This is a genomic window from Streptomyces sp. NPDC001157, assembly GCF_053598255.1.
On record NZ_JBSFJW010000001.1, the window covers coordinates 688,431 to 712,605 of the forward strand.

Genomic DNA, 24,175 nt, shown 5'->3' on the forward strand with positions numbered 1-24,175 from the left:
TAGTGACCGGCTCCCCCCATGGGCTCGACGACGAGCAGCAGAAGCTATGGGAGGACCTGCTGACTGTGGTCATGGCGCTGCCCGCACTGCTGGACCGTCAGTTGCAGCGAGACGAGGGCATCTCGAACTTCGAGTACAGCGTGATGGCCCGGCTGGCCATGACTGAGATGCACACGATGCGGCTCAGCGACCTGGCCGCGCAGTGCAACAGCTCGCTACCACGGCTGTCCAAGCTGATGGTCCGTTTCGAGCAGCAGGGGTGGGCGACCCGGGCCCCTTGCTCGAACAACGCCCGATACACCCTCGCGACCCTGACCGACGCCGGTCTGCAGAAGGTCAAGGACAGCACCCCGGCTCACGTCGAGCAGGTCAGGCAACTGGTGTTCGACCCACTCAGCGCTGCACAGCAACGCCACCTCGGCGCCGCAATCGCCCGCATCGCCGCTCTGGCACGTGAGCGACTCGACGGCAGGTGAGCGACGCCTGCCTGACTGACACGCCTTCCGCTTTCCGAACGTGATCGTTTGGTTCGGGGTGGGTGGGCATGAACTCCGGCTGGCTGCGGGAGGGATGGGCGTGGTGCGTCCGTTCGTCTCGCTTGTGGAGGTGGCTGGTGCCGTCGGTGCTCGGTCTGCTGGAGGCCCGGGAGAAGAAGGTCCGGGAAGAGGTCGCGTGGTTGCGGGATGAGGCCGAGCGGGTGCAGGCCGCACTCGACGAGGCGGAACGCGCGCTTCAGCGTCTTGCGGATGCTCGTGTGACGGTGGCCGAGGTGCTGGCCGAGCCTCCGCGTGCGGTCGTAGAGCCTGCGCAACCGCTCGAGCAGAGGCACTGCCTCGGCCTGGTCCTGCACGCTCGCCGCGGTCACTGCGACGGCCAGGACCAGGCCGAGGCAGTCCACCACCAGGTGTCGTTTGCGGCCGCCCACCCTTTTCCGGCCTGGGCATGAATCTCGGTTCGCCGTATCCCCGAGATCGGTCAACAGCAGCCCGAGCCGATTGCATCGAGGTAATGCGGCGTCACTTGTGACAGGGCTCACTGACAAACGGGGTCTCGGACCGCGTTGGTTGACCGCCTCGTCCGCCACACCGAAAGATCTCTCTAAAAGCCGACGGCCACCGCGTGCGAGGCCAACACCTCAGACGGATTCTCGCCGTGAACATTGGCAAATGAACAACGTCAAGTGACCTACTGGGACCGGGCGTTCACGCGTTCGTCAGGAGAGGCCGCCGAAAGATCCTGAGACGGACGCGCAAGCGGGAGGGGCGGCATTGGCGGCAGCGCACGTGCTACCGAGACGCACGATCACACAAGTACCTGCGCAAAGTCCCGTTGCCGTACCCCGTGCCCGCCGGCTTCCTGTCGTACCGAAGCCGGTTAGCGGCGAGGCTTTCCCCTCTTGGGTAGATTGTGTTGCGGGCACGCTGAACGTTTCTCCCGGCCGGGATGCCCACGCACTGGGGTTGGAGTGTGCCGAAGGCGCGGCAATCACCCGGCCCGTGTTTTTCGGAGTCATTCTCACCCCTAAGAGCCTCAGCGGCTTGCGCGATGCGACAGGGTTGCCAGTGCGAACCCTTCAGGACATGCAGCTCGCCCGGTATGACGGAACCGCACTCGACCTCGCGGGCCTGGAGCCGAGCGACCGGACGTCGATGCGGCTTGTCGCTCTTCGTGAATGGATGTTGACGACGTCAAGTCGGGCCTGCCCGTACTGCCTCGCAGAGAGACCGGAATGGCCTCTGTGGTGGCGTCTTGGGGTCGCGGCGGTATGCCCCGTCCACCGTTGCCTGCTGATCGACGTCTGTCCCACGTGCGGCATCCCACTCAGGCGCGGCAACCACAGCAACCAACGTGGCCTGCTCTCGAGGCCTCCACTGCCTGGTCCCGGTGAATGCGGCAATCGTCCGCCTGGCGGGCCGTCAGCCCGTGGCGGCCGCCGCGGCGGGCTGTGCCCGCAGCAGTACAAGGACATGCCGACGGTAGCCGTGAACGACTCCTTAGCTGGTCTCCAACTGCAGGTACTCGCCATCGCAGACGGGGCCGAAGGGTCCGTGGCCGGTACGTCTGTCTCCTCGAGGGAATGGTTTGCTTCCCTACGACTGCTGACAGCCATGGCCCGTCTCGCCTCTGATGAGACCGATGTCTCCGCCTTCCCTGGCTACATGGCCCAAGCGGTGACAGAAGACCGTCGACGGCGCCAGGCCATTCGCAGCGGTAGCGCGAGTCACCTCGGAGCAATGCCTGCAACAGCTGCTCACGCCATGGCCTATTTGGCGCTCGCTTCCACGGTCCTCGATGCCCCGAACTTCGAGACCGGTGCACAAGCACTGGCTCCTTGGGCCCGGCGCCTGGCGGACCTGCAACGGGCCGCCGGTGTCGGAGACCGGCTTCGCAAGATGCGCCGCCCCGCTGTCCTCAACGAAATGATGGCTGCCGTTGCTCCTCGTTCCTCTCGTGTTGTCGGCGCCCTCACAGCCGTCAGACCAGTGGGAATCAGCCCCTGTCACGTTCCTCATCTCACTGATGCTGCGGACTACAGCGAGCTCGTTGCCGCGCATCTGCCCGGAACCAGTCCGTTGTGGGGAAGGCGGTTCACCGCCCTGGCCCTGGCCCGCTGATCCTTGCGCGGCACCGAGGCGAACACATCGGCCACGAACAGACCCAACGCCGCGCGTAATCGGTTCACTTCATGCGTGTCCACACACCCAACATGCTCTTGATCAGCCCAAACGCCTAGACCTAACGAAGCACTACTAGCCCTCGCGCGGTACCTGGTGGCTCCGGCGTGATGCCGGGCACCGCGTCCGAAGCTGCCGCCGCCCTTGCACTCACGGAACCCATCCTGAACGCCTCCGACTGGGGTGCTGGCGCACGCCATCTTGCTCCCTGGGCGCGCAGGTTGGCCGCAGAACGGCAAACCAGGCACTTTGGCCGCAACCCGCTGCGCGGCATCCAGCACCCGGCGGGACTGCATCGCATGATGACGGCGATCGTTCCCCACCACTACCGAATCGCTGGCGCCGTTACCACTGGATCATCCGTCACCCTGGAGTTCCGGCATATTCCGAATCTGATAGACGCTGATGACTACCGCAACGTCATGGCCATTCACCTTCCCGGAACCACACCTGTCATCGGCAGGCACTTCTGCTCCCTCGCACTCGCTCGCCTGGCCGGGGCAGAGACTTGGGCCCAAGCCGAAGAATCGCTCGACACCATCCCACAGTGCCGCACGGGAAATTGGGGAAAAACTACTCAGAAAATCTCTGACTCTCAGGCTTTCTGGAGTGGAATTCGAACTTTGGCGGATCTATTGCGGAAACGAGGAGCCATTGATTACGCCGCTCGCCGGAGAGCACTATCCCAACTTCTCGAGGTCCCTTATGAAACCCTGTTCTCGATCTTCCATCCAGTACGGATGGGCGTTACTCGCCAGCGGCAACGCCACGCCGCAGCCTGGATCTGGCAGACCCTCACCGGCAGCCCAGCCCACGACTCCCCTGTCTACGCCGGTGGCTGGGAGGGACAGAGCGCGGCCTCGGTGACCCAAGCCCGGCGGAAGTTCCACGAACGCGTTCCGGAATCCGCCGCCAGGGAATTGACTTTGGGGGCTGGAATGGCTGGACGAGAAGGGCACGGGACCGCAGCCTGACTCGAGAGCCGCTGGTGCTGTGGGCGACCCGGTTCGATCATGGTCTGCGCACTGAACTGTTCCGCGCGAGGGTCGCTACTTCCTTCCATGCAGAAAAGAGTTCAGTGCCCAGGTCAGGACCACGGGGACTGAACTTTCTCCTTTCGTCCGACATGCCGGACTCCGCTGCTGGAAAGGCCGTTGATCGGCATCTCACCGGCGCATAGGTTCCGGGCATGACGAATGTACGGATCGGTGTGATGTACGACCGTGACTGGGCGCCGGAAGAGCTGCCCGGGTTCGCGCGGCGGGCCGAGGCGCTCGGGGTCGACGACCTGTGGGTGGTCGAGGACCTCGGGTGGAACGGCGGAGTGTCGGCGGCGGCCGTGGCACTGGGAGCGACGGAACGCGTCAGGGTCGGCATCGGCATCACGCCCGCCCCGCTGCGCAGCCCGGCGCTGCTGGCGATGGAACTGGCCACGCTGGCACGGGTGTTCCCGGGGCGGCTGGTGGCCGGGGTCGGGCACGGGGTGCGGGAGTGGATGGCCCAGGTGGGCGTCGCGCCGCGCTCGCCGCTCGCCCTGCTGGAGGAGACGATCACCTCGGTGCGCGCCCTGCTGCGCGGGCAGGGGGTGGAGCTGGCCGGACGTGAAGTGCGCCTGGAGGGCGTCGAGTTGGTGCATCCGCCGGCCGAGGTGCCGCCGGTGGTCGCGGGCGTCGTACGCCCCCGTTCGCTCGAACTGTCCGGCAGGGTCGCGGACGGCACCGTGATCACCGAGGGCCACGGCCCCGGTGACCTGGCCAACGCCCGTACGCTGATCGCCAAGGGGGGCGCCGCGCCCGACCACACCTTGACGGTCCTCGCCTTCGCCTCCGTCGGTGACGACGCCGACGAGGTGGCCCGCGCCCTGCAGCCGCACGTCGAGGGCCATGCCGGCTGGCTCGGCCGCCCGCAGGACGAGGTGTTTACCGTCGCGGGACCCGCCTCGCAGGCCGCCGGACGGATCGATGAGCTTGCGGCGGCCGGCGCGGACACGGTCGTCCTGCGGATCGCCGGCGCGGAGCCGCTGCGGCAGTTGGAGGCCCTCCTGGAGGCGGCCGGCCGACGGGGCTGAGGGTCAGCGAGGAGAGTGCGGGGAAGGGTGGCGGCGGCGCCCGGGACGCGCGGGCCTGATCGCACCCGTTCCTGAAGCAACCACTCGCACCGGGCGCCGCGGGACCCGCAGCGCCTGGAGTGGCACTGTCGCGCCGAGTGGGCCGACCGGGGCGTCATCGCTCGGGCCGGCCTTCTTCATGGGCAGCAGGAGCTCCTCGTAGCGGCCGAGTGCGAGCACCATGCCGAGCATGAGAAGCGGGATGATCACGGCGAGCAGCGCCATGGCCGTTTCCTCCCCGAGGATGTGCGTGGAGGGCGTGTGACGGGTTCCCGGCTTTCGGGCCGCAAACCCTGTGTCGGCCTCCGGTCTGCGGGTACGCGGAGGCCACCCCCGAAGATCTGGAGGGAGTCATGCAGCGAGGCAGTGACCGGCTGAGCGTCCACCGCGACGAAGAGATGAAGCACGAACTGCAGGGTCTGCTCCGTTCCGGGCACCCCACGCGGACCGAGGAATGGCACGACCCGGAGCCCACCGCCGACGACGACCCGGAGGTCGCGGGCGGTCCCATCGCACCGGGACGCTCCCGCGCGTCCCTGGCCGCGGTCCGCACGGAACTGGCCCGGCACCTGAACCGCCACGTGTTCCCCGCGGGCCCCCGCGAACTCGTCCGCGCGCTGCGCCGGGCCTACGCGCCCGACGCCCTGATCGACCCCGTGGAGCGACTGCCCCGCACGGCGCGCTACAGCACCGTCCAGGAACTGGCGGAGGCCCTCACCGGGGCCGGACGGGAACGACCGGCGTAAGACCCGGACGCGGCCGGATCCCGCGGTCGCCGGAGTACGAGGGTCCGCCGCGGCGCATAGGCCCCGGGCCCGGGGGTACTGCGGGCGGCGTCACCCCGACGACGGCCACCGGCCGGGAACGGAGAAGGGCCCACAGTGATGGCAGCGAGCGCGGATTTCGTCAGGGAGGTCATGACACCGGGCGTGGTCGCCGTCCGCCCGGACGCGTCACTCGTCGAGGCGGCGCAGCTGATGCGGGCGCAGGGCATCGGCGATGTACTGGTGGCCGACGGGCAGCAGCTCGTGGGAGTGCTCACCGATCGTGACATCACGGTGCGCGCGGTCGCGGACGGCGCCGATCCGCTGACGGTGAGCGCCCAGTCCGTGTGCACCCCCGATCCGGTGCTGGTCGGCCCGGACGATCCCGTCTCGGCCGCCGTGGCGCTCATGCGCGCGCACGCCGTGCGCCGGCTGCCGGTCGTGGAGGACGGGCTGCCGGTCGGGATGGTGAGCCTCGGTGATCTGGCCACGGTGCAGGACCCGGACTCGGCACTCGCCGAGATCAGCCTTGCCGTGCCCGACGGCCGGGCCGGCCTATGAGCCGGGACCAGGCCGCCGAGATCAGTGCCGCCGGTGTCACCGTCGACGTCGGTGATGTGACCACCCGCTATCTGCTGTACGGGCTGCTGCCCGGCTGGTTCCTGCCCGGTCTCGCCGACTGGGTGATGCACCGGCGCAGCCGCATCGAGGACACGGCGGGCACCAAGGAGTCGTTGATCCACTCGTTGATGATGGCTGAGGTCGGCATCCCCATCGCGCTGACCTTGCGTTACGAGGTCAACCCGCTGCTCCTGACGGTGCAGTTGGGCGGTGCCGCGGTGCATGAGGCGACCGCGCTGTGGGACGTGCGTACGGCGGTGAAGAGCGACCGCGAGGTCACGCCGCTGGAGCAGCACATCCACAGCTTTCTGGAGTCGCTGCCGTACGGCGCGCTGTCCGCACTGATGTGTCTGCACGCCGACCAGGTCAAGGCACTGGTGCTCGGTGGCAGCGGCCGCACGGACGCCTGGCGTCTGGTGCCGCGCCGCCGCCCGCTGTCCCGCAGCTATCTCGCGGGCATCGCCGCCGCGATCGGCACCTGTGTGGTGCTGCCGTACGGCGAGGAGCTCGTGCGCTGTGTGCGCGCGGGCCGCCGCAACAAGAAGCGCGTCACGACCGACGAGGCCAACTGGCGTGCTACGAAAGGACGTTGAACCATCATGCGTATCGCATTCCTGACCGCACCCGAGGGCGTCGAGCAGATCGAGCTCACCGATCCATGGCAGGCGGCGAAGGACGCGGGCCACGAACCCGTGCTGGTGTCGACCAAGTCCGGCCGCATCCAGGCCTTCGACCACCTCGACAAGGCGGACACCTTCCCTGTGGACGAGGTGGTGGGCGAGACCTCGGCCGCCTCCTTCGGCGCACTGGTCCTGCCGGGCGGTGTGGCCAACCCCGACTTCCTGCGCATGGACGAGAAGGCCGTCGCGTTCGTACGGGACTTCTTCGACCAGGGCCGACCCGTCGCCGCGATCTGCCACGCCCCGTGGACGCTGGTCGAGGCGGACGTCGTACGGGGCCGTGAGCTGACCTCCTGGCCGAGCCTGAAGACGGACATCCGCAACGCCGGCGGCACCTGGGTCGACGAACAGGTGAAGATCGACGACAACGGCGCCGGAAAGCTGGTCACCAGCCGCAAGCCGGACGACCTGAAGGCGTTCTGCGACGCCTTCCTGCATGTGTTCGCCGAGGGGGCCGGCTGATGGGGTCCCCCGCCGACCGGAAGCAGCAGCAGCGCGCCTCCTTCCACGCGGACGATCCGGCGGGCGGGCCGCTCACCACCGATCAGGGCGTCGAGGTCGACCACACCGACGACTCGCTGGCCGCGGGCGAGCGCGGTCCGACGCTGATGGAAGACTTCCACTTCCGGGAGAAGCTGACCCACTTCGACCACGAACGCATCCCGGAGCGGGTGGTGCACGCGCGGGGGGCGGGCGCGTACGGCTACTTCGAACCGTACGAGTCCTGCGCCGAGTTCACGCGGGCGGCCTTTCTGCAGGACCCCTCCGTGCAGACACCGGTCTTCGTGCGGTTCTCGACGGTGCAGGGGCCGCGAGGCTCGGCGGACACGGTGCGGGACGTACGCGGCTTCGCGACCAAGTTCTATACATCAGAGGGCAACTACGACCTGGTCGGGAACAACTTCCCCGTCTTCTTCATCCAGGACGGCATCAAGTTCCCGGACTTCGTGCACGCGGTGAAGCCGGAACCGCACAACGACATCCCCACCGGGGCCTCCGCGCACGACACCCTGTGGGACTTCGTGTCGCTTCAGCCCGAGACACTGCACGCGATCATGTGGCTGATGTCGGACCGGGCGATCCCGCGCAGCTACCGCATGATGCAGGGCTTCGGCGTGCACACCTTCCGGTTCGTGAACGCCGACGGGCGCGGCACGTTCGTGAAGTTCCACTGGAAGCCGAAGCTGGGCGTGCACTCCCTGGTGTGGGACGAGGCACAGGAGTGCCAGGGCCGCGACCCCGACTTCAACCGGCGCGACCTGTGGGACGCGATCGAGGCGGGCGAGTACCCGGAGTGGGAGCTCGGCGTCCAACTCGTCCCGGAGGAGGACGAGTTCGCCTTCGACTTCGATCTGCTGGACGCCACGAAGCTCATCCCGGAGGAGCAGGTGCCGGTCCGGCCGATCGGCCGGATGGTCCTCAACCGCAACCCGGAGAACTTCTTCGCGGAGACCGAGCAGGTCGCCTTCCACACCGGCAACGTGGTCCCCGGCATCGACTTCACCAACGACCCGCTGCTGCAGGCCCGCAACTTCTCCTACCTGGACACGCAGTTGATCCGCCTGGGCGGCCCCAACTTCGCGCAGATCCCGGTCAACCGTCCGGTGGCACCCGTGCGCACCAACCAGCGCGACGGCTACCACCAGGGCGCGATCCACCGGGGCACCAACTACTTCCCGAACTCCCTCGGCGGCGGCTGCCCCGCCCACGCCGGGGTGGACGCGAACGCCTACACGCACTATGCGCAACGCGTCGACGGCGCAAAGATCCGCAAACGCAGCGAGAGCTTCAAGGACCACTACAGCCAGCCCGCGATGTTCTTCCACAGCATGACCGACTGGGAGAGGCAGCACATCGTGGCGGCCTTCCGGTTCGAGCTCGGCAAGGTCGGTGCGATGACGGTCCGGGCCCGGACCGTCGGGGAACTGGCCGAGGTGGACGGCGAGTTGGCGCGCGAAGTGGCGCGCGGCATCGGGGTGCCGGAGCCGGACGGCACCGAGCCGGGGACGTACAAACTCGCCTCGCCCGCGCTCAGCCTGGAGTCACTGCGCGGCGACGGCTCGATCCGCACCCGGCAGATCGCGGTGCTCGTCAGCGACGGCGTGGACGCCGAGCAGGTGACCTCCGTACGGGAGGCGCTGGCCGCCGAGGGGGCGATCGTCGAGGCGCTGGCGCCGACGGACGGCACCGTGACAGGCGCCGACGGTGCCCGGTACACGGTCGACCGTGCGCTGCCGACCGTCGCCTCGGTGCTGTACGACGCGGTCCTGCTGCCCGGCGGGAACGACGGAGCCGCGCCCGCGGCGAAGGACCCGGACGCGCTGCGCTTCGTTCGGGACGCCTACCGGCACGGCAAGCCGGTGGGCGCGCTCGGCTCGGGCGTGGGCGTCCTGTCCGCCCTGGAACCCGACGGCCTGCGGCTGTCCGCCGGGGGCCGGAGCACGGTGTCCGACCGGGGCGTGGTGACGGACACGTCACCGGGCACCGCGGACACCGAGTTCGTACAGGCATTCGTCGACGCGATAGCGGCGCACCGGCATTGGGACCGGCCGCCGGTACGCCACTGAGCAGGCGCCGCGTCTCAAAGCGCAAACGCTGTCACGTTCTTGAGTGCGTTCACTTCCGATCCTGACGTCGACCTTTCGATGCTCGTCGAAAGGTTGGACCATGCGCCCGGGCGCCTGGAGAGTGGTGATCGCCTCAGCCGCCGCCTCCCGTGAAATTCCTGCATGTCCCCCCGGCGCCGATGGTTTTCGTCCCGCGTGCGTCGGGTGGTCGATCGCTGGTACGGGAGGGGCGGCACGCTTGGAGAACGGACAGGTGAGTGGAGAGCATCTTCTCGGGTGAAGGGCGTTCCATCAGCGGTTTCCTTCGTGAACGCTGGACGGAAATGTGCGACGGGCTCGGCCTGCCGCAGTCCATGAGCGGGCCGGTGACGGACCAGGTCCACGATCTTTTACGGCCATGGGCCGACCTGCCCGTCGGACAGGCGAGCCCGTTCCCCTCGTACGTCGCCGGCGACGGCTTCCCCGCCGAGACGTCGGTGAAGTGGTCCCGTGGGAGACCGGAGCTGCGCATCCTGTTCGAGGCGCTGGGCGCCTCCAGGCCCATCACCGCACAGTCCAACCGGGCGGCCGCGGCGGCGCTGACGGACCGTTTGGCCGGGGAGCCGCTGGTCAGTCTGGACCGCTACGGGAAGGTGGCCGATGTGTTCGCACCGGCCACCGCCCAGGGGTCGGCGCCCGTGCCCATGTGGCACTCCCTGGCCTGGCGGCCGGGGCACCCTCCGGCCTTCAAGATCTATTTCGGGCTGTACACCCTGGCCCCGCAGGAACGTTACGCCCTGGTGAGCGAGGCCATGGAGCGCCTCGCGATGGGCTCGGCGTGGGCCCACACCTCCGCGAGGGTGGCCCGAGGGACACAGGCGGACGGAGCCGAGCGCGAACTGGAGTTCTTCGCCCTTGACCTGGACACCGGCACACGGGCCCGGGCCAAGGCCTACTACCGCAACCACACCAGCAGTGTCGCGGTCCTGGAACAGATGGCCGCGCTCGCCCGGGCACATGATCCGGACAGGGCCCGCTCGGCTTTCCGCGCTCTGCTCGGCACGGCCCCTGAGGCAGCGGGGGAGGCTCCGCTGACCTGCTTGGCCTTCCGGCCGGACGCCACCTGCGCCGACGAGTCGACCACCTACTTCCGGGTGTCGAGTTTCACCGCGTCCGACGAGGAGGCCGCGGCCAGGATCGGCGCACTGATGGTGCACGAGGGCCTTGACCCACAACGCCACCACGCTCTCCTCCATGCCATGGCCCCACGGCCCCTGAATCAGAGCCGGGGCCTCCAGGAGCTGGTCAGCTACCGCTCGCTCGGCCACGACGGCGATGTGTCCGTCTACTTCAGGTTTCCGCTCTACCTCGCGCAGGCCACCCGTCCCGGCCCGGCGCCGCAGCCATCCAGAGGAACGCTCCGGGAGGACGAATCCCCATGACCACCATGCCCGCACCCCTGAGGGACGTCGCCGACAGGAACGAACAGCACGTCCGCGCATACCGCACCAGTGGCCTGATCGTCCTGCTGGAGGACCCCACGACACCGGCGGCCACCAAGGACGCCGTACTGGCACACCTGAAACCGTGGTCGGACGGCTTCCAACGGATGATCAGGGCGCGGGTCGCGTTCGAGCCCGACCCCCAGCTCAGGGAACTCGCTCTCCAGCACCAGCAGGAGGAGTTCGGCCACAACGAGATCCTGGCGGACAGCCACCGCACCGGCCGGGCCGCCCGCTGGGACCCCGTCGTCGAAGCCGGAGCCGCCTGGTTCGTCGACCAGTTCCGCACTCTGCCCGGACTGCACCGTGTCGTCCTGGCCCACCTCGTACTGGAGGCGGGCAGCCTCACCTTCAGCAACGCCGGCTCCGTGGCGTTCCCCGGCAACGCCTACTTCGCCCTGCACGACGAAGCGGACGAGGAGCACATCGAGATGGGCTACCGCCTGCTCGCCGAGCGCCAGGAGTGGCAGCTCGGCGAGGTCACCGAACTCCTCGACCGCGCCTGGCAGATCATCACGATGGTCTCCGACCGGATCGCCGAGCTGGCGCGCCGCGACACCGCCGCCCCAGCATGAGCGCGCTCCCCCAGGAGATCCTCGATCCCGGCTCCGCCACAAGGATCGCCGAGCGCTGCGCGAGGCTGTTCCAGGAAACCCTCGCCGACCGGCTCGTGGCGGCCTACGCCCTGGGAAGCCTGGCGCACGGAGGGTTCGCACCCGCTGTCAGCGACATCGACCTCGGACTGGTCCTGGCGGACCGCCGTCACGACGACGACCGGACCATCCACCGGGTGACCCGCGACCTCCAGGAGAAGGACGGCTCCCACCAACGCCTGTCGGTGTTCTGGAGCTCCTTGCCGGCTCTGCGCACGGACCGGGACGACGGCAGATTCCCAGCCGTCGACCGGCTCGACCTCAGGAAGAGCGGCGTCCTGCTCCTGGGCGAGGACGTACGCCAGGACGTGGCACCCCCCGGCGCCGACACGCTGCTGAACGACAGCATCCGCTTCGCGCTGGAGATGCTCGCGACGGGCCCCGTCCTGGCCGAGTTCCACAACCCCGCGCGCCTGGCGGGCGACATGAGGCGGTTCACCAAGGCGGTCCTGCTCCCCGTCAGGTTCCTCTACACCGCCGCGACGGGAGATCCCGGATCCACCGACGACGCCGTCCGCCACCACCTCGCAGGCCCCTCACCGGTGGCCGCGGAACTCGTCCGTGCCGCCATGCGTGCACGCCACGGGCAGCCGGCCTCGGCGGAGCACCTCACCGAACTGCTCCACGCCCAGCTCGTCCCGCTCTACCGCCACTACATCGACAGCTGCCTGCGCAACAAGCCGGCTCCCGGGGACAGTGACCTGTCACAAGGCCTGAGCCAGTGGCGGACACGACTCCTGGACCGGTAGGGCCGCCCAGCCCCTAGGCCGAGGAGCAGGATCAGAGGCGGGGAGTCGCCGACTCCCCGCACCGGCGGTCCCGCGCCCCTTCACGGGTGCGGCCCGCGGCCACCATGCGCCGCGGGTTGCGGCGCAGGTACTCGCCCTCCAGCTGGGCCATGCGATCGTTGTGGGCCCGCAGCGCGTCCGTCGAGCCGTACAGCAGCGTGTCGTGGCGTGTGCGGTGGATCGTCTCCAGCTCCTTCATGAGCTGCTGGTCGTCCAGCCGGCTGGGGTCGACTCCGTTCATGGTGGCACCCCGCTCGTCGTGTTCGTCCATGCGGTCCGGGTACCCGCCCGGTGAACACCAGTCCCAAGCGGCATCCGGGAGGGAGCCATGGATCTCGCTTTCCTGCATCCACTCTACGAACATCCGGGCCCCTGGGCCTCCGTGTACGTCGACACTTCCCGGCATACGGAGGACACGCCCCACGAACGGCATCTCACGGCCGTGGCGCTGGCCCGCGACCTCGACCGGCAGGGGGCGGACCAGGCGACCTGCCAGGCCGTCCAGGAGGCCCTCGACGAGCTGCAGCACTCCTCCGAGCCCAACGGGCGAGCCCTGTTCGCCAGGGCCGGCGAGGTCGTGCTGGACCCGCCGCTGGCCCGGCCCCCGCAGCGTGACAGCGCCCATTGGGCGCCCCTGCCGCACACCTCGCCCCTGCTCGAGCTGGCCGGTGAGGACCCGGCCTGCGTGGTGGCGTACATCGACCGCAAGGGCGCGGACTTCGAGCTGCGCACTACGCTGGGCCAGCAGGAAGCGGGCACGGTCAGCGGGCGGCAGTGGCCGGTCCACCGTACGAGCACGGGGGACTGGTCGGTGCGGCACTTCCAGCTGAAGGTGGAGAACACCTGGGAGCACAACGCGGCCGAGATCGCCGACGCGCTCGTCGTCTGCCAGGAGGAGACCCGCGCCGACCTGCTGGTTCTCGTGGGTGACGAGCGGGAGAAGCGGGCGGTTCACGACCGGCTGCCCCAGCGGCTGCAGGACATGGTCGTCGAGGCGCCGCACGGCGCCGGCAGCAGGCTGCTCGACGAGGATGTCGAGCAGGCTCGCGCCCAGCACGTACGGCAACGGGCCGAACGCGAGCTGGAACGGTTCCTGGCGGCCCGCGAACCGGACCCCGAGGGACGCTCCGGTGCCGTGGAGGGCGTGCCCGCCCTGGTCGAGGCCGCCCGCGAGCACCGCATCGACGAGCTGTTGATCCGTCCCGACGGCCCCGACGCCCACCGCGAGGTGTGGATCGGCGAGGACCCCGACCAGCTGGCGGTCCGCCGCACTGACCTGAAGATCCTCGGCGAACAGCGCTCCTGGCCGGCCCGCGCGGACGACGCCCTGATCCGCTCGGCGGTGACGACGGGCGCCCCGGCGCTGTCGGTGAGCCCGGCGGCCGAGGCGACAGGGGGCCAGATCCCTGCGGGCGGCTTGGGTGCCCTGTTGCGCTGGACGTGAGTTCACCGCGCGTCTGGGGGCTACCGCCCCCAGACCCCCGTTCGGCCCTGAACGGGCCTCGTCCTCAAACGCCGGACGGGCTGGTTGACGCCTACCGAACCCGCTCCACACGCCGCTCGTCCCACACCGGCTCGGCGGTCTCGCGCACACGCCCGTCGCTGCCGAACACCAGATACCGGTCGAAGGACCGAGCGAACCAGCGGTCATGCGTGACCGCCAGCACCGTCCCGTCGAACGCCTCCAGCCCCTCCTGGAGCGCCTCGGCGGACTCCAGGTCGAGGTTGTCGGTCGGCTCGTCCAGCAGCAGCGCCGTCACGCCCTCCAGCTCCAGGAGCAGGATCTGGAACCGTGCCTGCTGCCCCCCGGACAGGCGGTCGAACGTCTGCTCGGCCTGGGCCGTCAGCTCGTAACGGCGCAGGCGGGACATCGCCGCACCCCGGTCCTGGGAGTGCTCCTGCCACAGGATGTCCAGCAGCTTGCGGCCCTGGAGCTCGGGATGGGCGTGCGTCTGCGCGAAGTGCCCGGGTACGACCCGCGCGCCGAGCTTCCACTCCCCCGTGTGCGCCACGTCGTCTCCGGCCAGCAGCCGCAGGAAGTGCGACTTGCCGGAGCCGTTGGAGCCGAGGACGGCGACCCGCTCGCCGTAGAAGACCTCCAGGTCGAAGGGCTTCATCAGACCGGTCAGCTCAAGTCCCTTGCAGGTGACGGCCCTTACCCCGGTGCGGCCGCCCTTGAGGCGCATCGTGATGTCCTGCTCACGCGGCGGCTCCGGGGGCGGCCCCGCCTCCTCGAACTTGCGCAGACGGGTCTGCGCGGCCTGGTAGCGGGACGACAACTCATGGCTGATGGAGGCCGCCTGACGGAGGTTCAGCACCAGCTTCTTCAGCTGGGCGTGCTTCTCGTCCCAGCGGCGGCGCAGCTCCTCGAAGCGGGCGAAGCGTTCACGCCGGGCGTCGTGGTAGGTGGCGAAGCCGCCGCCGTGCACCCAGGCGTCCGCCCCGGCCGGAGAGGGCTCCACCGACACGATCTTCTCGGCGGCGCGGGCGAGGAGCTCACGGTCGTGGGAGACGAAGAGGACCGTCTTGCGGGTCTCCTTCAGGCGCTCCTCCAGCCAGCGCTTGCCGGGCACGTCGAGGTAGTTGTCGGGCTCGTCCAGCAGCAGCACTTCGTCGGTGCCGCGCAGCAGCGCCTCCAGCACGAGCCGCTTCTGCTCACCGCCGGACAGCGTGCGCACCTGCCGGAACTGCGCCTTCTCGTACGGCACCCCGAGCGCGGCCGTGGTGCACATGTCCCACAGCGTCTCCGCCTCGTACCCGCGCGCCTCCGCCCAGTCGGCGAGGGCCTGCGCGTACTGCAGCTGGGCCGCCTCGTCGTCCACGGTCATGATGGCGTGCTCGGCCTTGTCGACGGCCTGCGCGGCCTCGCGGATGCGGGGCGGCGCCACGGACACCAGCAGGTCCCGTACGGTCGTCTCGTCCCGTACGGACCCCACGAACTGCCGCATCACGCCGAGGCCGCCACTGACGGTGACGGTGCCGCCGTGCGGTTTCAGCTCGCCGGAGATCAGCCGCAGCAGAGTCGTCTTGCCGGCGCCGTTCGGTCCGACGAGGGCCACGATGGCCCCTTCGCCCACCCGGAAGGACACATCGCCGAGCAGCGCCCTCCCGTCGGGGAGGTAGTACTCGAGGTGCGCGGCTTCCAGATGTCCCATGAGGAGGCATTCTGCGGGCCGTGCCGGGGGTCGGGCAAACGCTTATACGGTCTGTGCGGTCCCGTCGAAGGGACGGCCCGCGGGTCCGCCCTCGCCTGCCGGGGCCACCAGGGCACCCGCCCACGACAGGGCCTTCCAGCCGTCGCCGGGCGAGCCCTCCAGGATCACCACGCCGGTGTTCTCGAGGGGGCGGGCGGCGGCGAAGGGGACGTCGACGTTGTCGGCGCGGGCCGCGGTCCACATGCGGATCGCCGCGCCGTGGCTGACCATGGCGACCGTCGCGGCGCCGCTGCGTGCGGCCTCGGCGACGACGGCGTCGTAGCGGGCGAGCGCCTCGGCGCCGCTCTCGCCGCCGGGCATCCGCAGCTCGGTGTCGCCGGCCGCCCACGCGAACACCGTCTTCATGTAGAGCGCGCCCTGCTCGGTGTCGCCGGGCAGCATCTCCAGGTCGCCCGCGGTGAGCTCGCGGATCCCGTCCCTCACCAGGACGTCAAGGCCGCGGGCGGCGGCCAGCGGGGCGGCGGTGAGCTGCGTACGCACCAGTGTGGAGGCGTACAGGGCCTCGATGTCCTCGTCGGCGAGCGCCTCGGGGAGGGCGGCGGCCTGCTGTTCGCCGAGCGCGGTCAGCCCCGGACCCGGGACGGCGGTGTCGAGCAGGAGATCGACGTTCGAGGGGGTCTGACCGTGGCGTATGAGGAGCAGACGCATACAGGGCCCTCCGGGTGTCGATCACCGCCCGTGGGACAAGGAACGGGCACTTCAGGGTACCCGGCACTTCATGAGCCCCGACGTCGACCTCACCGTCCCGAAGCCCGGCCCGCACCCGCTGCGCGGCCGGCTGCTCGCCCTCGACTGCCGTCTCTTCGAGTTCGCGGCCGAGCGGAACTGGCCGGCCGCCGAGCGTGTGCTGCCCCGGCTGAGCCGGAGCGCGAACCACGGTGTGCTGTGGTTCGCGGCGGCCGCCGCCATGGCGGCGAGCCGTACCCCGCGGGCCCGCCGGGCCGCCGCGCGCGGTCTCGCCTCGCTCAGCCTGGCCTCGCTGACGATCAACACGCTCGGCAAGCGCTCGGTGCGCCGCCCCCGGCCGGTGCTGGATCCGGTGCCGCTGGTGCGGCAGCTGAAGCGCCAGCCGATCACGACCTCGTTCCCGTCCGGGCACTCCGCGTCGGCGGCCGCGTTCGCGACCGGCGTCGCACTGGAGTCGCCGGCCTGGGGTGCGGCGGTGGCCCCGGTCGCCTGGTCCGTGGCGCTCTCCCGCGTGTACACCGGGGTGCACTTCCCGAGCGACGTGCTCGCGGGAGCGGTCCTGGGCGCGGGCGCCGCCTTCGCCGTACGGGGTCTGGTGCCGACCCGCGCCCAGCACGTCCCGCCGGCCCGGCCCCGCGCCGAGGTCCCGGCGCTGCCGGACGGCGAGGGCCTGGTCGTGGTGGCCAACAACGGATCGGGCACCGCCGACCGGGTGCGCGCGCTGCGGGACAGCCTGCCGACCGCCGAGGTCGTCGAGTGTCAACCTGGCGAGCTGCGGGCCGAGTTGGAGAAGGCCGCGACCCGCGCCCGGGTCCTCGGCGTGTGCGGCGGCGACGGCACGGTCAACGCGGCCGCCGAGGTCGCCCTGCGCCACGGCCTGCCGCTCGCGGTGCTGCCCGGCGGCACCCTGAACCACTTCGCCTACGACCTCGGGGTCGAGGACGTCCGCGATCTGAGCCGGGCCGTCCAGCAGGGCGAGGCGGTGCGCGTGGACGTCGGCCGGTTCGTCTGCGGCAGGCAGCAGGGCGTCTTCCTCAACACCTGCAGTCTGGGCGTCTACCCGGAGCTGGTGCGGGTGCGGGACCGCTGGTCGGGCCGGATCGGCGGCTGGCCGGCCGGGGTGCTCGCGGCCCTGCGTGTCCTGCGCACCGGCCGGCATCCACTGGAGGCCGAGTTCGGCGGCCAGGTACGCCCGCTGTGGCTGCTGTTCGTCGGCAACGGCACCTACCACCGGATGGGCCTGGCGCCCGGCCGCCGACTCGACCTCGCGGACGGGCAGCTCGACGTGCGGGTGGTGCACGGCGGTCGCCGTCCCGCGCTGCGGCTGCTCGCGGCCGCCCTGGCGGGCCCGCTGACCCGCTCCCCCGCCCACGCGGCGGTCCAGGTGGGCCGTCTGCACCTGGAGGGCGTCGCCCCCGGCACACTCCTCGCCCACGACGGCGAAGTCACCGAGGCGGAGGGCGAAGTGACGCTGGAGAAGCTCCCCGAGGCGCTCACGGTGTACCGGCCCCTCACCGGCAGCTGATGCTCCATCAGTCCATATTGCAAAACACGGGTCTCACGATTCGACATACGAGCGTACGGTGATGCGTACCGACAAGCCGTCGAACAGGGGAGTTCCGCCATGTCGAAGCCGCAGGAGACCGCCGTCTACACGCACGGGCATCACGAGTCGGTGCTGCGCTCCCACACCTGGCGGACCGCCGCCAACTCCGCGGCCTATCTGCTCGGTTCGCTGAAGCCCCACATGAAGATCCTGGACATCGGCTGCGGCCCGGGGACCATCACCGCCGACCTGGCGGCGCTGGTCCCCGACGGCCAGGTCACCGGTGTCGACCATGCGCCGGCGATCCTGGACCAGGCCCGGGCCACCGCCGCGGAACGGGGCCTGACGAACGTCGACTTCGCGGTCGCGGACGTGCACGCCCTGGACTACCCCGACGACACGTTCTGCGTGGTCCACGCGCACCAGGTGCTGCAGCACGTGGGCGACCCGGTGCAGGCGCTGCGCGAGATGGTGCGGGTGACGAAACCGGGCGGGTTCATCGCGGTCCGCGACTCGGACTACGCGGCCATGACCTGGTATCCCGCGTCCCAGGGGATGGACGACTGGTCGGACCTGTACCGCCGGGTGGCCCGCGCCAACGGCGGCGAACCGGACGCCGGGCGGCGGCTGAAGTCCTGGGCGCTGCGGGCGGGCCTGACCGACATCACTGCCACCTCCAGCACATGGACATTCTCCACACCGCAGGAGCGGGCATGGTGGAGCGGGCTGTGGGCGGACCGTACGCTCGCTTCGGCCTACGCGCAGCGGGCCACGGAGGGCGGGCACGCCACCCCCGGGCAGCTGCGGGCCGTCTCGGACGCCTGGCGGGAGTGGGGCGCACAGGAGGACGGCTGGTTCAGCGTGCTGCACGGAGAGATTCTGTGCCGAAAGCGCGCCTGAATCTCCATTTCCGGGATACCCGGAGAACAGGAGGTTCGAATTATGGTTGCTGTTCTGCTCGTACTGCTTCTCGCGCTGATTCTTTTCGGCGCGGGATTCGCACTGAAAATACTGTGGTGGATTGCGCTGGCGGTTATCGTGCTGTGGCTGCTGGGATTCCTGGTGCGCGGCACGACAGCGGCCGGGGGCAGGGGTCGCTGGTACCGCTGGTAGTCAGCTCCTGGGAAGCAACGGCCCGAGCGGCCCGAGGTCCAGATTCAGGTCCTCGGGCCGCAGTCCGTAGCGCTCACGCAGCTCGGTCATACGGTCGTCCAGCAGCATGAGCGTGAGCCCGATCCGCTCCTCCTGCTCCTCGCTGAGGTCTCCCGTGTCGAAGCGGCGCAGCGCCTGGCGCTCCATGAGCTGGCGCAGCAGCTCGACCACGGTCAGCACGAGTTTGACGAGGTCGCGCTCGACGGTGTCGGGTTCCAGGTCCAGACTGTTGTGGCGCCGGGTCATGTCAGCTCTCCCCAAGGTGACGGGACCTGCTCGTTGACCGAGCTGATCAACGCGTTCAGGTCGATGCGCACCAGGTCGACGTCCGCGATGCGCAGGGTGATGTCCCCCGTGATGACGACCCCGCCGGCGAGCAGCCGGTCCAGCAGGTCCACCAGGGCGATCTCACGACGTTCGACAACCGTCACGACTCTTCCCCCGCAAAGGAATAGGCGGCCCATGGGCCGGTGAGTTCGACTCGTATCGCCGGACTGTTCAGTTTCGTTTCGTCCTTGCTCCGGTCCACCAGCTCCACGAATTCCTCGGAATCACGGCGGGACACCAGATAGGCGGCGTTGAGGACATTCCGGCCGGATACTCCGGACAGGGCGGGATTCTGCGGAGCATGCAATCGGGAATCATCGGCGTACGCGGAAAGCGCCGCGTGCAGGTGCTCGGCGAATTCCTCGGTCTGCTTCCACATGTCCTCGTCCGCCCGCACCCGCATACGCCGCTGACGCAGATAGTCCCGGCCCGACACCGCCTTCTGCTGAGGTGCGGCGCTTTCCTCGGGCTCGATGTCGGCATACACCTTGACGCCCCATTCCACCCGCCCCTCCAGCCGGTCGAGGGTGCGCCGGAAGTCGTCCTCGCGCTCCTCCATCATCACGCGGACACCGCTGTCGTCCCGGAAGACGGTCGCGAGCCGCAGCGGCAGCGGAGTGGTGACGACCGTGAGCGCGTCGATCACGGTCTGATGGGCCCGCGCCGTCTCCGTCAGCCAGTCCAGGTCCTCCAGACGCCTGCGCAGCGGCTCCTCCGCGAAGTCCCGCTCCGGCACATGACTGACCACGGCGACCAGGCCGTGGTGGGTGAGGACTCGGGGCGGATCACCCGCCACGCCTTTCAGCTGGGACTGCAACGGGGCGCCGAAGGGATGGCAGACGGCGTAGACGTACCGCAGTCCGGTCATGGGGCCTCCTCCTCTTCGCCGCGCACTGCACGGCCCTCTTCCAGCCGGCCGTTCTCCAGCTGGGCGAGCCGCTCGCGCAACTCGGCGTTCTCCCGCGCGAGCTCCTTGCGGCGGGCACCGGAGGACAACGCGGGGTCGTCCTCCCACCAGTCGATGCCCATCTCCTTCGCCTTGTCCACCGAGGCCACGATCAGCCGCAGCTTGACGGTGAGGAGTTCGATGTCGAGCAGGTTGATGCGGATGTCACCGGCGATCACGATGCCCTTGTCGAGCACGCGCTCCAGGATGTCGGCGAGGTTGGCGCCGCCGTTGGATCCGTAGGGCTCGGGCAGTCGGCCGGCCATGCTCATCGACGGCTCCCACCGTGGGCGGGCTCGTACTCGGGTTCCTGCTCTTCCTCGTACGCGTCCTCACCCTCGTCCTCTTCGTCTTCGTACTCGCCCTCGGGCTCTTCCTCTCCTTCTTCCTCCTCGTCGTACTCCTCTTCCTCCCCTACGGGTTCTTCCTCTTCCTCGTACTCGCCGTTCTCCTCCTGGCCGTTCTCCTCCTGGCCGTTCTCCTCCTGGCCGTTCTCCTCCTGGCCGTTCTCCTCCTCGGCGATCGCGTCCTCGTGGCTGCGCACGACCTCGCCGTCGCTGATCTCGCCCCGCCAGCCGTCCTCGGCCTCCCCCTTGAGGGTGATGAAGCGGGCGAAGTTCTTGAGGTCGAGCCGGGCCCTGCGGCCCTGGGCGCGCCAGAGGTTGCCGGTCTTCTCGAACAGGCCCTTGGGGTAGTACTCGATGACCAGCAGGACGCGGGTGAGGCTGTCGTCGAGCCGGTGGAAGGAGACGACGCCCTTGGTGGTGCCCTTGCCGCCCTCCGATGTCCAGGAGATCCGGTCGTCGGGCACCTGCTCGGTGGTCTTCGCCTTCCAGCTGCGGTTGGACCAGAAGACCTTGAGCTGCCAGTCGGACTCGGTGTCGCCGGCGCGGTTCGCGCTCTTGACGCCCTTCGCGAAGGTGCTGAAGTCCTGGTACTGGGTCCACTGGTCGTAGGCGGTGCGCTTGTCGACGCCGACGTCGACGGACTCGATGATGACCGTCGGCTTGTTGCCGGCCCCGCCCTTGCGCTTCCCCTTGCCGCCGCCGAGGTTCTTGAAGGCCTCGACCACCTTGTCCTTGGCCTGGCCGGCGCCGGTCTCCAGCGCCGCGCGCAGGGGGCCCTTGCCCTCGGCGAGCTTGCGGCCGCCGTCGAGCGCGAGCTTGCCGAAGCCGGGGCTGTTTCCCTCGGCGATGTCGTTCAGCTTGACGGTGGTCTCGCCGAGTTTGCGGCCGAAGCCGGTCAGCAGCCGGGTGGCCTGTGCGGCCAGGTACTCCTGCAGTTCGGCCTTGAGCCGGTCGGCGGCCTCGCTGTGGGCCACGTCGGTCAGTGGGCCGGTCGCGTCCTTCGCACCGCGCGCGGCGGAGGTCGCGGAGCCGAGTGTCTCGGTCATCGCTCACCGCCTCCCTTCGGCCGGCGGGCCCGGGTGCCGCCGGACCCGCCCCTGGCGGAGGCCGTCTTGCGGGCGGCCGTCCTCTTGGCGGCGGACTTCTTCGCCGCCGTCTGCTTCGACGCGGCCTTCTTGGCCGGCGCCTTCTTCGCCGGAGCCCTCTTCGCGGCCGTCTTCTTGGCCGGGGCCTTCTTGACGGCCTTCTTGGCGGTCTTCCGCGCCGGGCCGCCATCGGTCTCGTCGTCCGGAGGCTCCTCCTCGCCCTCCGGCTCCTCGTCCTCGTACTCGTCCCGCGAGTCCTCCCCTTCAGCCTCTCCCGGGTCCTCGTTCTCGTCCTCCTGAGCCTCGTCCTCGTCCTCGTCGTCGAGGAGCCCCGTCGCCTGCCCTGTCGCACCCGAGAGCTGGTCGCGAACCTGGGCGGTACGTCCGTGGAGGTGGTCGGCGAGGGCGTCGATCTGCCGTTCCACCATGGCGCCCGAGGCCGCCTTGCCGACGCCGCGCAGGTCCTCGCGCAGCTGGTCCCCGATCTCCTTGAACTGCGGATTGTTCTGCAGCTGCTGGGACACCAGGTCCGCGAGCGCCCGCGGGCTCAGATGCATCCGCTTGCCGGCCACCAGGCTGCCGACGGCGAACGCCAGTTTCATCTTCTTCGTACGTCCGAGGACGTATCCGGCCCCTATCGCGAGGCCGAGTCCCACTCGATTCATCGTGCCGTCCCGTTGCCTGTGGCCACGCCGCCGCGCAGGCCGATGTCCAGCCGGTCCAGAAGCTCGTCCTCCTGTCGGTCGAACTCCTCCTCGTCGATCTCACCCGCCTCCAGCTGCTCCTCGAGCCGGGCGAGTTCCGCCCTGACGGTGGCCGGGTCGTAGTAGATCCGTTCCGCCTCGTGCAGCACCTGTCCGATCACCCACGCACTGCCGCGCACCGGGGCGAAGGGCAGCAGGACCAGCTCCTTGATCAGTCCCATGACCTCACTCCTGAGCGCTGCCCGGGCCGGCTGAGCTGCCCGCGTGCTCGGCGGGACCGGGTTCCACGAAGCTGTACGGCGGCAGCGGGCCGTTGACGCGCAGCTCGATGTGCGGATGGGTCTTGCGGACCTGCTCCACCTCAGCGAGGAACGACTCGGCAGAGTCACGCCCCACCAGGAAGGAGACGTTGAGCAGCCACCCGGTGGACTCGGGCCCCGCGCTCACGGCGGCGGCCATCGGTTCCAGGGCGCTCTGCACCTCGGCCGCGTCCTCGGCCTCCCGTGCCTTGACCGCGGCGACGACCATCTCGCCGAGCTGCAAGCGCTGTTCGTAGCTGCCGCCGCCCGCCTTCCGGTTGGCCTCGGTCATGGCGCGGATCTCCGCGTTCTCTGACATCACGCGGTGCAGGACGGCCTCTTCCTGGTGGGTGGCCTTGACGTTGTACTCGACCTTGCCCTCCAGGGCACGCAGCCGCTCCTTGTAGTGGTCGGCGCGTTCGGCGAGCACTCCGGTGACCGCGTCGTCGTCCGGGGCCACGCTGCCGAACCGCATGGGCAGCACCGGGCCCGCCGCCCCCGCCTCGGCGAGCACGCTCTGGTGGGCGAGCAGGTCCTTGCGCTTGGGCCGCAGCCCCTCGGGGGCGTCGCTCACGACGGCCGCCAGATCGCCCTCCTCCAGGACGCGCACCGGGCGCGGTGGGTCGCCGACGCCGCTCAGCTCCTCGGGGAGCGCGGGATGCGAACTCGCGGTGATGCCGTACACGTACGTGCTCACTCCTGCTCCTCCTTCCTGCGCGAGGACGTCGCCTTGCGGGCGCGCGGCCGGGACTCGGTCTCCCGCTCACGGCCCTCACCACGTGCCTGCTGGAAGGCGTCGGAGATGGTCTCCGCCGCTCCGGAGAGCGCGCCCTTGGACTTGCCGCGCGCACCGGACTCGGTGATCTCGCCGACGAGGTCGGGCAGACCGGGTTCCTTGCGCGGTCCTGCCTCCAGGTCGAGGCGGTTGCACGCCTCGGCGAAGCGCAGATAGGTGTCGACGCTGGCCACGACGACACGTACGTCGATCTTGAGGATCTCGATGCCGACCAGGGAGACCCGCACGAACGCGTCGATCACGAGACCCCTGTCGAGGACGAGCTCCAGAACGTCATAAAGGCCACTGGAGCCGCCTCCGCCGCTCTGCTGTGCCGGGACAACGGTCATGCCGACCGCGCCTCCTTGTCTGGTTGAGTTCCGGGAAGGCGGCCTAGCGGCCGCCGGACCTGTGTGCGTCGGCCCGACCGCGTTCGTAACGACGGACGCGCCGGTAGCCGGTCAGTTGTCCCTCGGGGTCCAGATCGACCTGATAGCTCGCCATCAGGCTCATCGTGTCCGGCACGCGGGCCAGCTCGAGGACCTCGACCTCCAGGGACCAGCCGTCCTCCGTCTGCTCGAAGGACGAGACGGTCTCGGCGGACATGCCCGTCAGCTCCGCGAGCTGCATGCGCGCCTGGCGCAGCACCTCCATGGGGCTCTGCTGCTTGTCCGCCGCACTCTCTTTGTCGGTATTCCGTGGACTGTGCGAATCTCTGGTGTCTTTTGTGTCAGCCATGGCCACCTCTGCGACCGG

At 69.8% G+C, this 24,175-nt stretch carries 30 protein-coding genes and 1 pseudogene; 16 read left to right on the forward strand and 15 right to left on the reverse strand.

All coding sequences use genetic code 11. The features are described from left to right. The first annotated feature begins 2 nt into the window (after nucleotides 1-2). Entirely contained in the window at nucleotides 3-476 is a 474-nt protein-coding gene (locus ACWDAG_RS03020) for a MarR family winged helix-turn-helix transcriptional regulator (RefSeq protein ID WP_351924689.1), read from the forward strand. Between the two features lie 341 nt (nucleotides 477-817). On the opposite strand, the pseudogene ACWDAG_RS03025 reads toward ACWDAG_RS03020, so the two are convergent. Next, nucleotides 818-937, reverse strand: a pseudogene (locus ACWDAG_RS03025) (transposase); the annotation flags it as partial. 346 nt (nucleotides 938-1,283) lie between these two features. On the opposite strand from ACWDAG_RS03025, the gene ACWDAG_RS03030 reads away from it, so the two are divergent. From ACWDAG_RS03030 to ACWDAG_RS03040, 3 genes are all read left to right on the forward strand, one after another. Then, nucleotides 1,284-2,615 carry a TniQ family protein gene (locus ACWDAG_RS03030; protein ID WP_450693948.1) on the forward strand — a complete coding sequence of 444 codons (1,332 nt, stop codon included), beginning with the start codon at nucleotides 1,284-1,286 and terminating at the stop codon, nucleotides 2,613-2,615. A 170-nt stretch (nucleotides 2,616-2,785) separates the two neighbouring features. Beyond that, nucleotides 2,786-3,649: a hypothetical protein gene (locus ACWDAG_RS03035; protein ID WP_450693801.1), complete on the forward strand. Its 864-nt coding sequence runs from the start codon at nucleotides 2,786-2,788 to the stop codon at nucleotides 3,647-3,649. A gap of 215 nt (nucleotides 3,650-3,864) precedes the next feature. Next, entirely contained in the window at nucleotides 3,865-4,743 is an 879-nt protein-coding gene (locus ACWDAG_RS03040) for an LLM class flavin-dependent oxidoreductase (RefSeq protein WP_450693802.1), read from the forward strand. A 3-nt stretch (nucleotides 4,744-4,746) separates the two neighbouring features. Here the strand turns inward: ACWDAG_RS03040 and ACWDAG_RS03045 are convergent, their stop codons facing one another. Then, the gene (locus ACWDAG_RS03045) at nucleotides 4,747-5,007 is read right to left on the reverse strand and encodes a hypothetical protein (RefSeq protein WP_450693803.1); all 261 of its coding nucleotides are present in this window, start codon (nucleotides 5,005-5,007) and stop codon (nucleotides 4,747-4,749) included. Nucleotides 5,008-5,135: 128 nt separating this feature from the next. On the opposite strand from ACWDAG_RS03045, the gene ACWDAG_RS03050 reads away from it, so the two are divergent. From ACWDAG_RS03050 to ACWDAG_RS03085, 8 genes are all read left to right on the forward strand, one after another. Then, on the forward strand, nucleotides 5,136-5,528 hold the full coding sequence (locus tag ACWDAG_RS03050) for a DUF2795 domain-containing protein (protein ID WP_450693804.1): 393 nt from the start codon (nucleotides 5,136-5,138) through the stop codon (nucleotides 5,526-5,528). Between the two features lie 171 nt (nucleotides 5,529-5,699). Then, a complete protein-coding gene (locus tag ACWDAG_RS03055) occupies nucleotides 5,700-6,107 on the forward strand; it encodes a CBS domain-containing protein (RefSeq protein WP_450693805.1) in 408 nt (135 codons plus the stop codon). Next, the gene (locus tag ACWDAG_RS03060) at nucleotides 6,104-6,760 is read left to right on the forward strand and encodes a diguanylate cyclase (protein ID WP_450693806.1); all 657 of its coding nucleotides are present in this window, start codon (nucleotides 6,104-6,106) and stop codon (nucleotides 6,758-6,760) included. Before ACWDAG_RS03055 ends, ACWDAG_RS03060 begins: the two co-directional genes overlap by 4 nt. 6 nt (nucleotides 6,761-6,766) lie before the next feature. Then, nucleotides 6,767-7,309, forward strand: coding sequence for a type 1 glutamine amidotransferase domain-containing protein (locus ACWDAG_RS03065; RefSeq protein ID WP_450693807.1), 543 nt, complete (start codon nucleotides 6,767-6,769; stop codon nucleotides 7,307-7,309). Continuing rightward, a complete protein-coding gene (locus tag ACWDAG_RS03070) occupies nucleotides 7,309-9,414 on the forward strand; it encodes a catalase (RefSeq protein ID WP_450693808.1) in 2,106 nt (701 codons plus the stop codon). Before ACWDAG_RS03065 ends, ACWDAG_RS03070 begins: the two co-directional genes overlap by 1 nt. A 323-nt stretch (nucleotides 9,415-9,737) precedes the next feature. Beyond that, a complete protein-coding gene (locus tag ACWDAG_RS03075; RefSeq protein ID WP_450693809.1) occupies nucleotides 9,738-10,835 on the forward strand; it encodes a tryptophan dimethylallyltransferase family protein in 1,098 nt (365 codons plus the stop codon). After that, nucleotides 10,832-11,470 carry a hypothetical protein gene (locus ACWDAG_RS03080; RefSeq protein WP_450693810.1) on the forward strand — a complete coding sequence of 213 codons (639 nt, stop codon included), beginning with the start codon at nucleotides 10,832-10,834 and terminating at the stop codon, nucleotides 11,468-11,470. Before ACWDAG_RS03075 ends, ACWDAG_RS03080 begins: the two co-directional genes overlap by 4 nt. After that, on the forward strand, nucleotides 11,467-12,297 hold the full coding sequence (locus ACWDAG_RS03085) for a hypothetical protein (protein ID WP_450693811.1): 831 nt from the start codon (nucleotides 11,467-11,469) through the stop codon (nucleotides 12,295-12,297). Before ACWDAG_RS03080 ends, ACWDAG_RS03085 begins: the two co-directional genes overlap by 4 nt. Nucleotides 12,298-12,328: 31 nt before the next feature. On the opposite strand, the gene ACWDAG_RS03090 is transcribed toward ACWDAG_RS03085, so the two are convergent. Then, complete coding sequence (locus ACWDAG_RS03090) at nucleotides 12,329-12,607, reverse strand: DUF6158 family protein (protein WP_450693812.1); 279 nt, start codon at nucleotides 12,605-12,607, stop codon at nucleotides 12,329-12,331. 57 nt (nucleotides 12,608-12,664) lie between these two features. Between ACWDAG_RS03090 and ACWDAG_RS03095 the strand changes: the two genes are divergently transcribed. Then, nucleotides 12,665-13,780, forward strand: coding sequence for a baeRF2 domain-containing protein (locus ACWDAG_RS03095; RefSeq protein WP_450693813.1), 1,116 nt, complete (start codon nucleotides 12,665-12,667; stop codon nucleotides 13,778-13,780). Nucleotides 13,781-13,871: 91 nt separating this feature from the next. Here the strand turns inward: ACWDAG_RS03095 and ACWDAG_RS03100 are convergent, their stop codons facing one another. Together ACWDAG_RS03100 and ACWDAG_RS03105 are read right to left on the reverse strand one after the other, a co-directional pair. Then, the gene (locus ACWDAG_RS03100; RefSeq protein ID WP_450693814.1) at nucleotides 13,872-15,491 is read right to left on the reverse strand and encodes an ABC-F family ATP-binding cassette domain-containing protein; all 1,620 of its coding nucleotides are present in this window, start codon (nucleotides 15,489-15,491) and stop codon (nucleotides 13,872-13,874) included. Nucleotides 15,492-15,533: 42 nt separating this feature from the next. After that, on the reverse strand, nucleotides 15,534-16,199 hold the full coding sequence (locus ACWDAG_RS03105) for a histidine phosphatase family protein (RefSeq protein ID WP_450693815.1): 666 nt from the start codon (nucleotides 16,197-16,199) through the stop codon (nucleotides 15,534-15,536). Between the two features lie 70 nt (nucleotides 16,200-16,269). Here ACWDAG_RS03105 and ACWDAG_RS03110 point away from each other — a divergent pair, with 70 nt between their 5' ends. From ACWDAG_RS03110 to ACWDAG_RS03120, 3 genes are all read left to right on the forward strand, one after another. Then, entirely contained in the window at nucleotides 16,270-17,763 is a 1,494-nt protein-coding gene (locus tag ACWDAG_RS03110) for a phosphatase PAP2 family protein (RefSeq protein WP_450693816.1), read from the forward strand. A gap of 99 nt (nucleotides 17,764-17,862) precedes the next feature. Beyond that, nucleotides 17,863-18,684 (forward strand): class I SAM-dependent methyltransferase, encoded by an 822-nt coding sequence (locus tag ACWDAG_RS03115; RefSeq protein ID WP_450693817.1) that lies wholly within the window; start codon nucleotides 17,863-17,865, stop codon nucleotides 18,682-18,684. Nucleotides 18,685-18,726: 42 nt separating this feature from the next. After that, nucleotides 18,727-18,897, forward strand: a complete 171-nt coding sequence (locus ACWDAG_RS03120) for a hydrophobic protein (protein WP_266962738.1) — start codon at nucleotides 18,727-18,729, stop codon at nucleotides 18,895-18,897. On the opposite strand, the gene ACWDAG_RS03125 is transcribed toward ACWDAG_RS03120, so the two are convergent. The 10 genes from ACWDAG_RS03125 to ACWDAG_RS03170 are packed head-to-tail and all read right to left on the reverse strand — an operon-like array spanning nucleotide 18,898 to nucleotide 24,157. Beyond that, nucleotides 18,898-19,182 carry a gas vesicle protein K gene (locus ACWDAG_RS03125; RefSeq protein ID WP_450693818.1) on the reverse strand — a complete coding sequence of 95 codons (285 nt, stop codon included), beginning with the start codon at nucleotides 19,180-19,182 and terminating at the stop codon, nucleotides 18,898-18,900. Next, nucleotides 19,179-19,367: a gas vesicle protein gene (locus tag ACWDAG_RS03130; protein WP_030936857.1), complete on the reverse strand. Its 189-nt coding sequence runs from the start codon at nucleotides 19,365-19,367 to the stop codon at nucleotides 19,179-19,181. The genes ACWDAG_RS03125 and ACWDAG_RS03130 overlap by 4 nt, the downstream gene beginning before the upstream one ends. Then, entirely contained in the window at nucleotides 19,364-20,131 is a 768-nt protein-coding gene (locus tag ACWDAG_RS03135) for a GvpL/GvpF family gas vesicle protein (protein WP_450693819.1), read from the reverse strand. The genes ACWDAG_RS03130 and ACWDAG_RS03135 overlap by 4 nt, the downstream gene beginning before the upstream one ends. Beyond that, the gene (locus ACWDAG_RS03140; RefSeq protein ID WP_450693820.1) at nucleotides 20,128-20,481 is read right to left on the reverse strand and encodes a gas vesicle protein; all 354 of its coding nucleotides are present in this window, start codon (nucleotides 20,479-20,481) and stop codon (nucleotides 20,128-20,130) included. The genes ACWDAG_RS03135 and ACWDAG_RS03140 overlap by 4 nt, the downstream gene beginning before the upstream one ends. Continuing rightward, entirely contained in the window at nucleotides 20,478-21,602 is a 1,125-nt protein-coding gene (locus ACWDAG_RS03145) for an SRPBCC family protein (protein WP_450693821.1), read from the reverse strand. The genes ACWDAG_RS03140 and ACWDAG_RS03145 overlap by 4 nt, the downstream gene beginning before the upstream one ends. Continuing rightward, nucleotides 21,599-22,306, reverse strand: coding sequence for a DNA primase (locus ACWDAG_RS03150; protein WP_450693822.1), 708 nt, complete (start codon nucleotides 22,304-22,306; stop codon nucleotides 21,599-21,601). The genes ACWDAG_RS03145 and ACWDAG_RS03150 overlap by 4 nt, the downstream gene beginning before the upstream one ends. Then, entirely contained in the window at nucleotides 22,303-22,566 is a 264-nt protein-coding gene (locus ACWDAG_RS03155) for a gas vesicle protein GvpG (RefSeq protein WP_450693823.1), read from the reverse strand. The genes ACWDAG_RS03150 and ACWDAG_RS03155 overlap by 4 nt, the downstream gene beginning before the upstream one ends. 4 nt (nucleotides 22,567-22,570) lie before the next feature. After that, complete coding sequence (locus tag ACWDAG_RS03160) at nucleotides 22,571-23,341, reverse strand: GvpL/GvpF family gas vesicle protein (RefSeq protein ID WP_450693824.1); 771 nt, start codon at nucleotides 23,339-23,341, stop codon at nucleotides 22,571-22,573. Continuing rightward, entirely contained in the window at nucleotides 23,338-23,769 is a 432-nt protein-coding gene (locus ACWDAG_RS03165) for a gas vesicle structural protein GvpA (protein ID WP_450693825.1), read from the reverse strand. Before ACWDAG_RS03165 ends, ACWDAG_RS03160 begins: the two co-directional genes overlap by 4 nt. A 43-nt stretch (nucleotides 23,770-23,812) precedes the next feature. Beyond that, nucleotides 23,813-24,157 (reverse strand): gas vesicle protein GvpO, encoded by a 345-nt coding sequence (locus ACWDAG_RS03170; protein WP_450693826.1) that lies wholly within the window; start codon nucleotides 24,155-24,157, stop codon nucleotides 23,813-23,815. Between the last annotated feature and the right edge of the window lie 18 nt (nucleotides 24,158-24,175).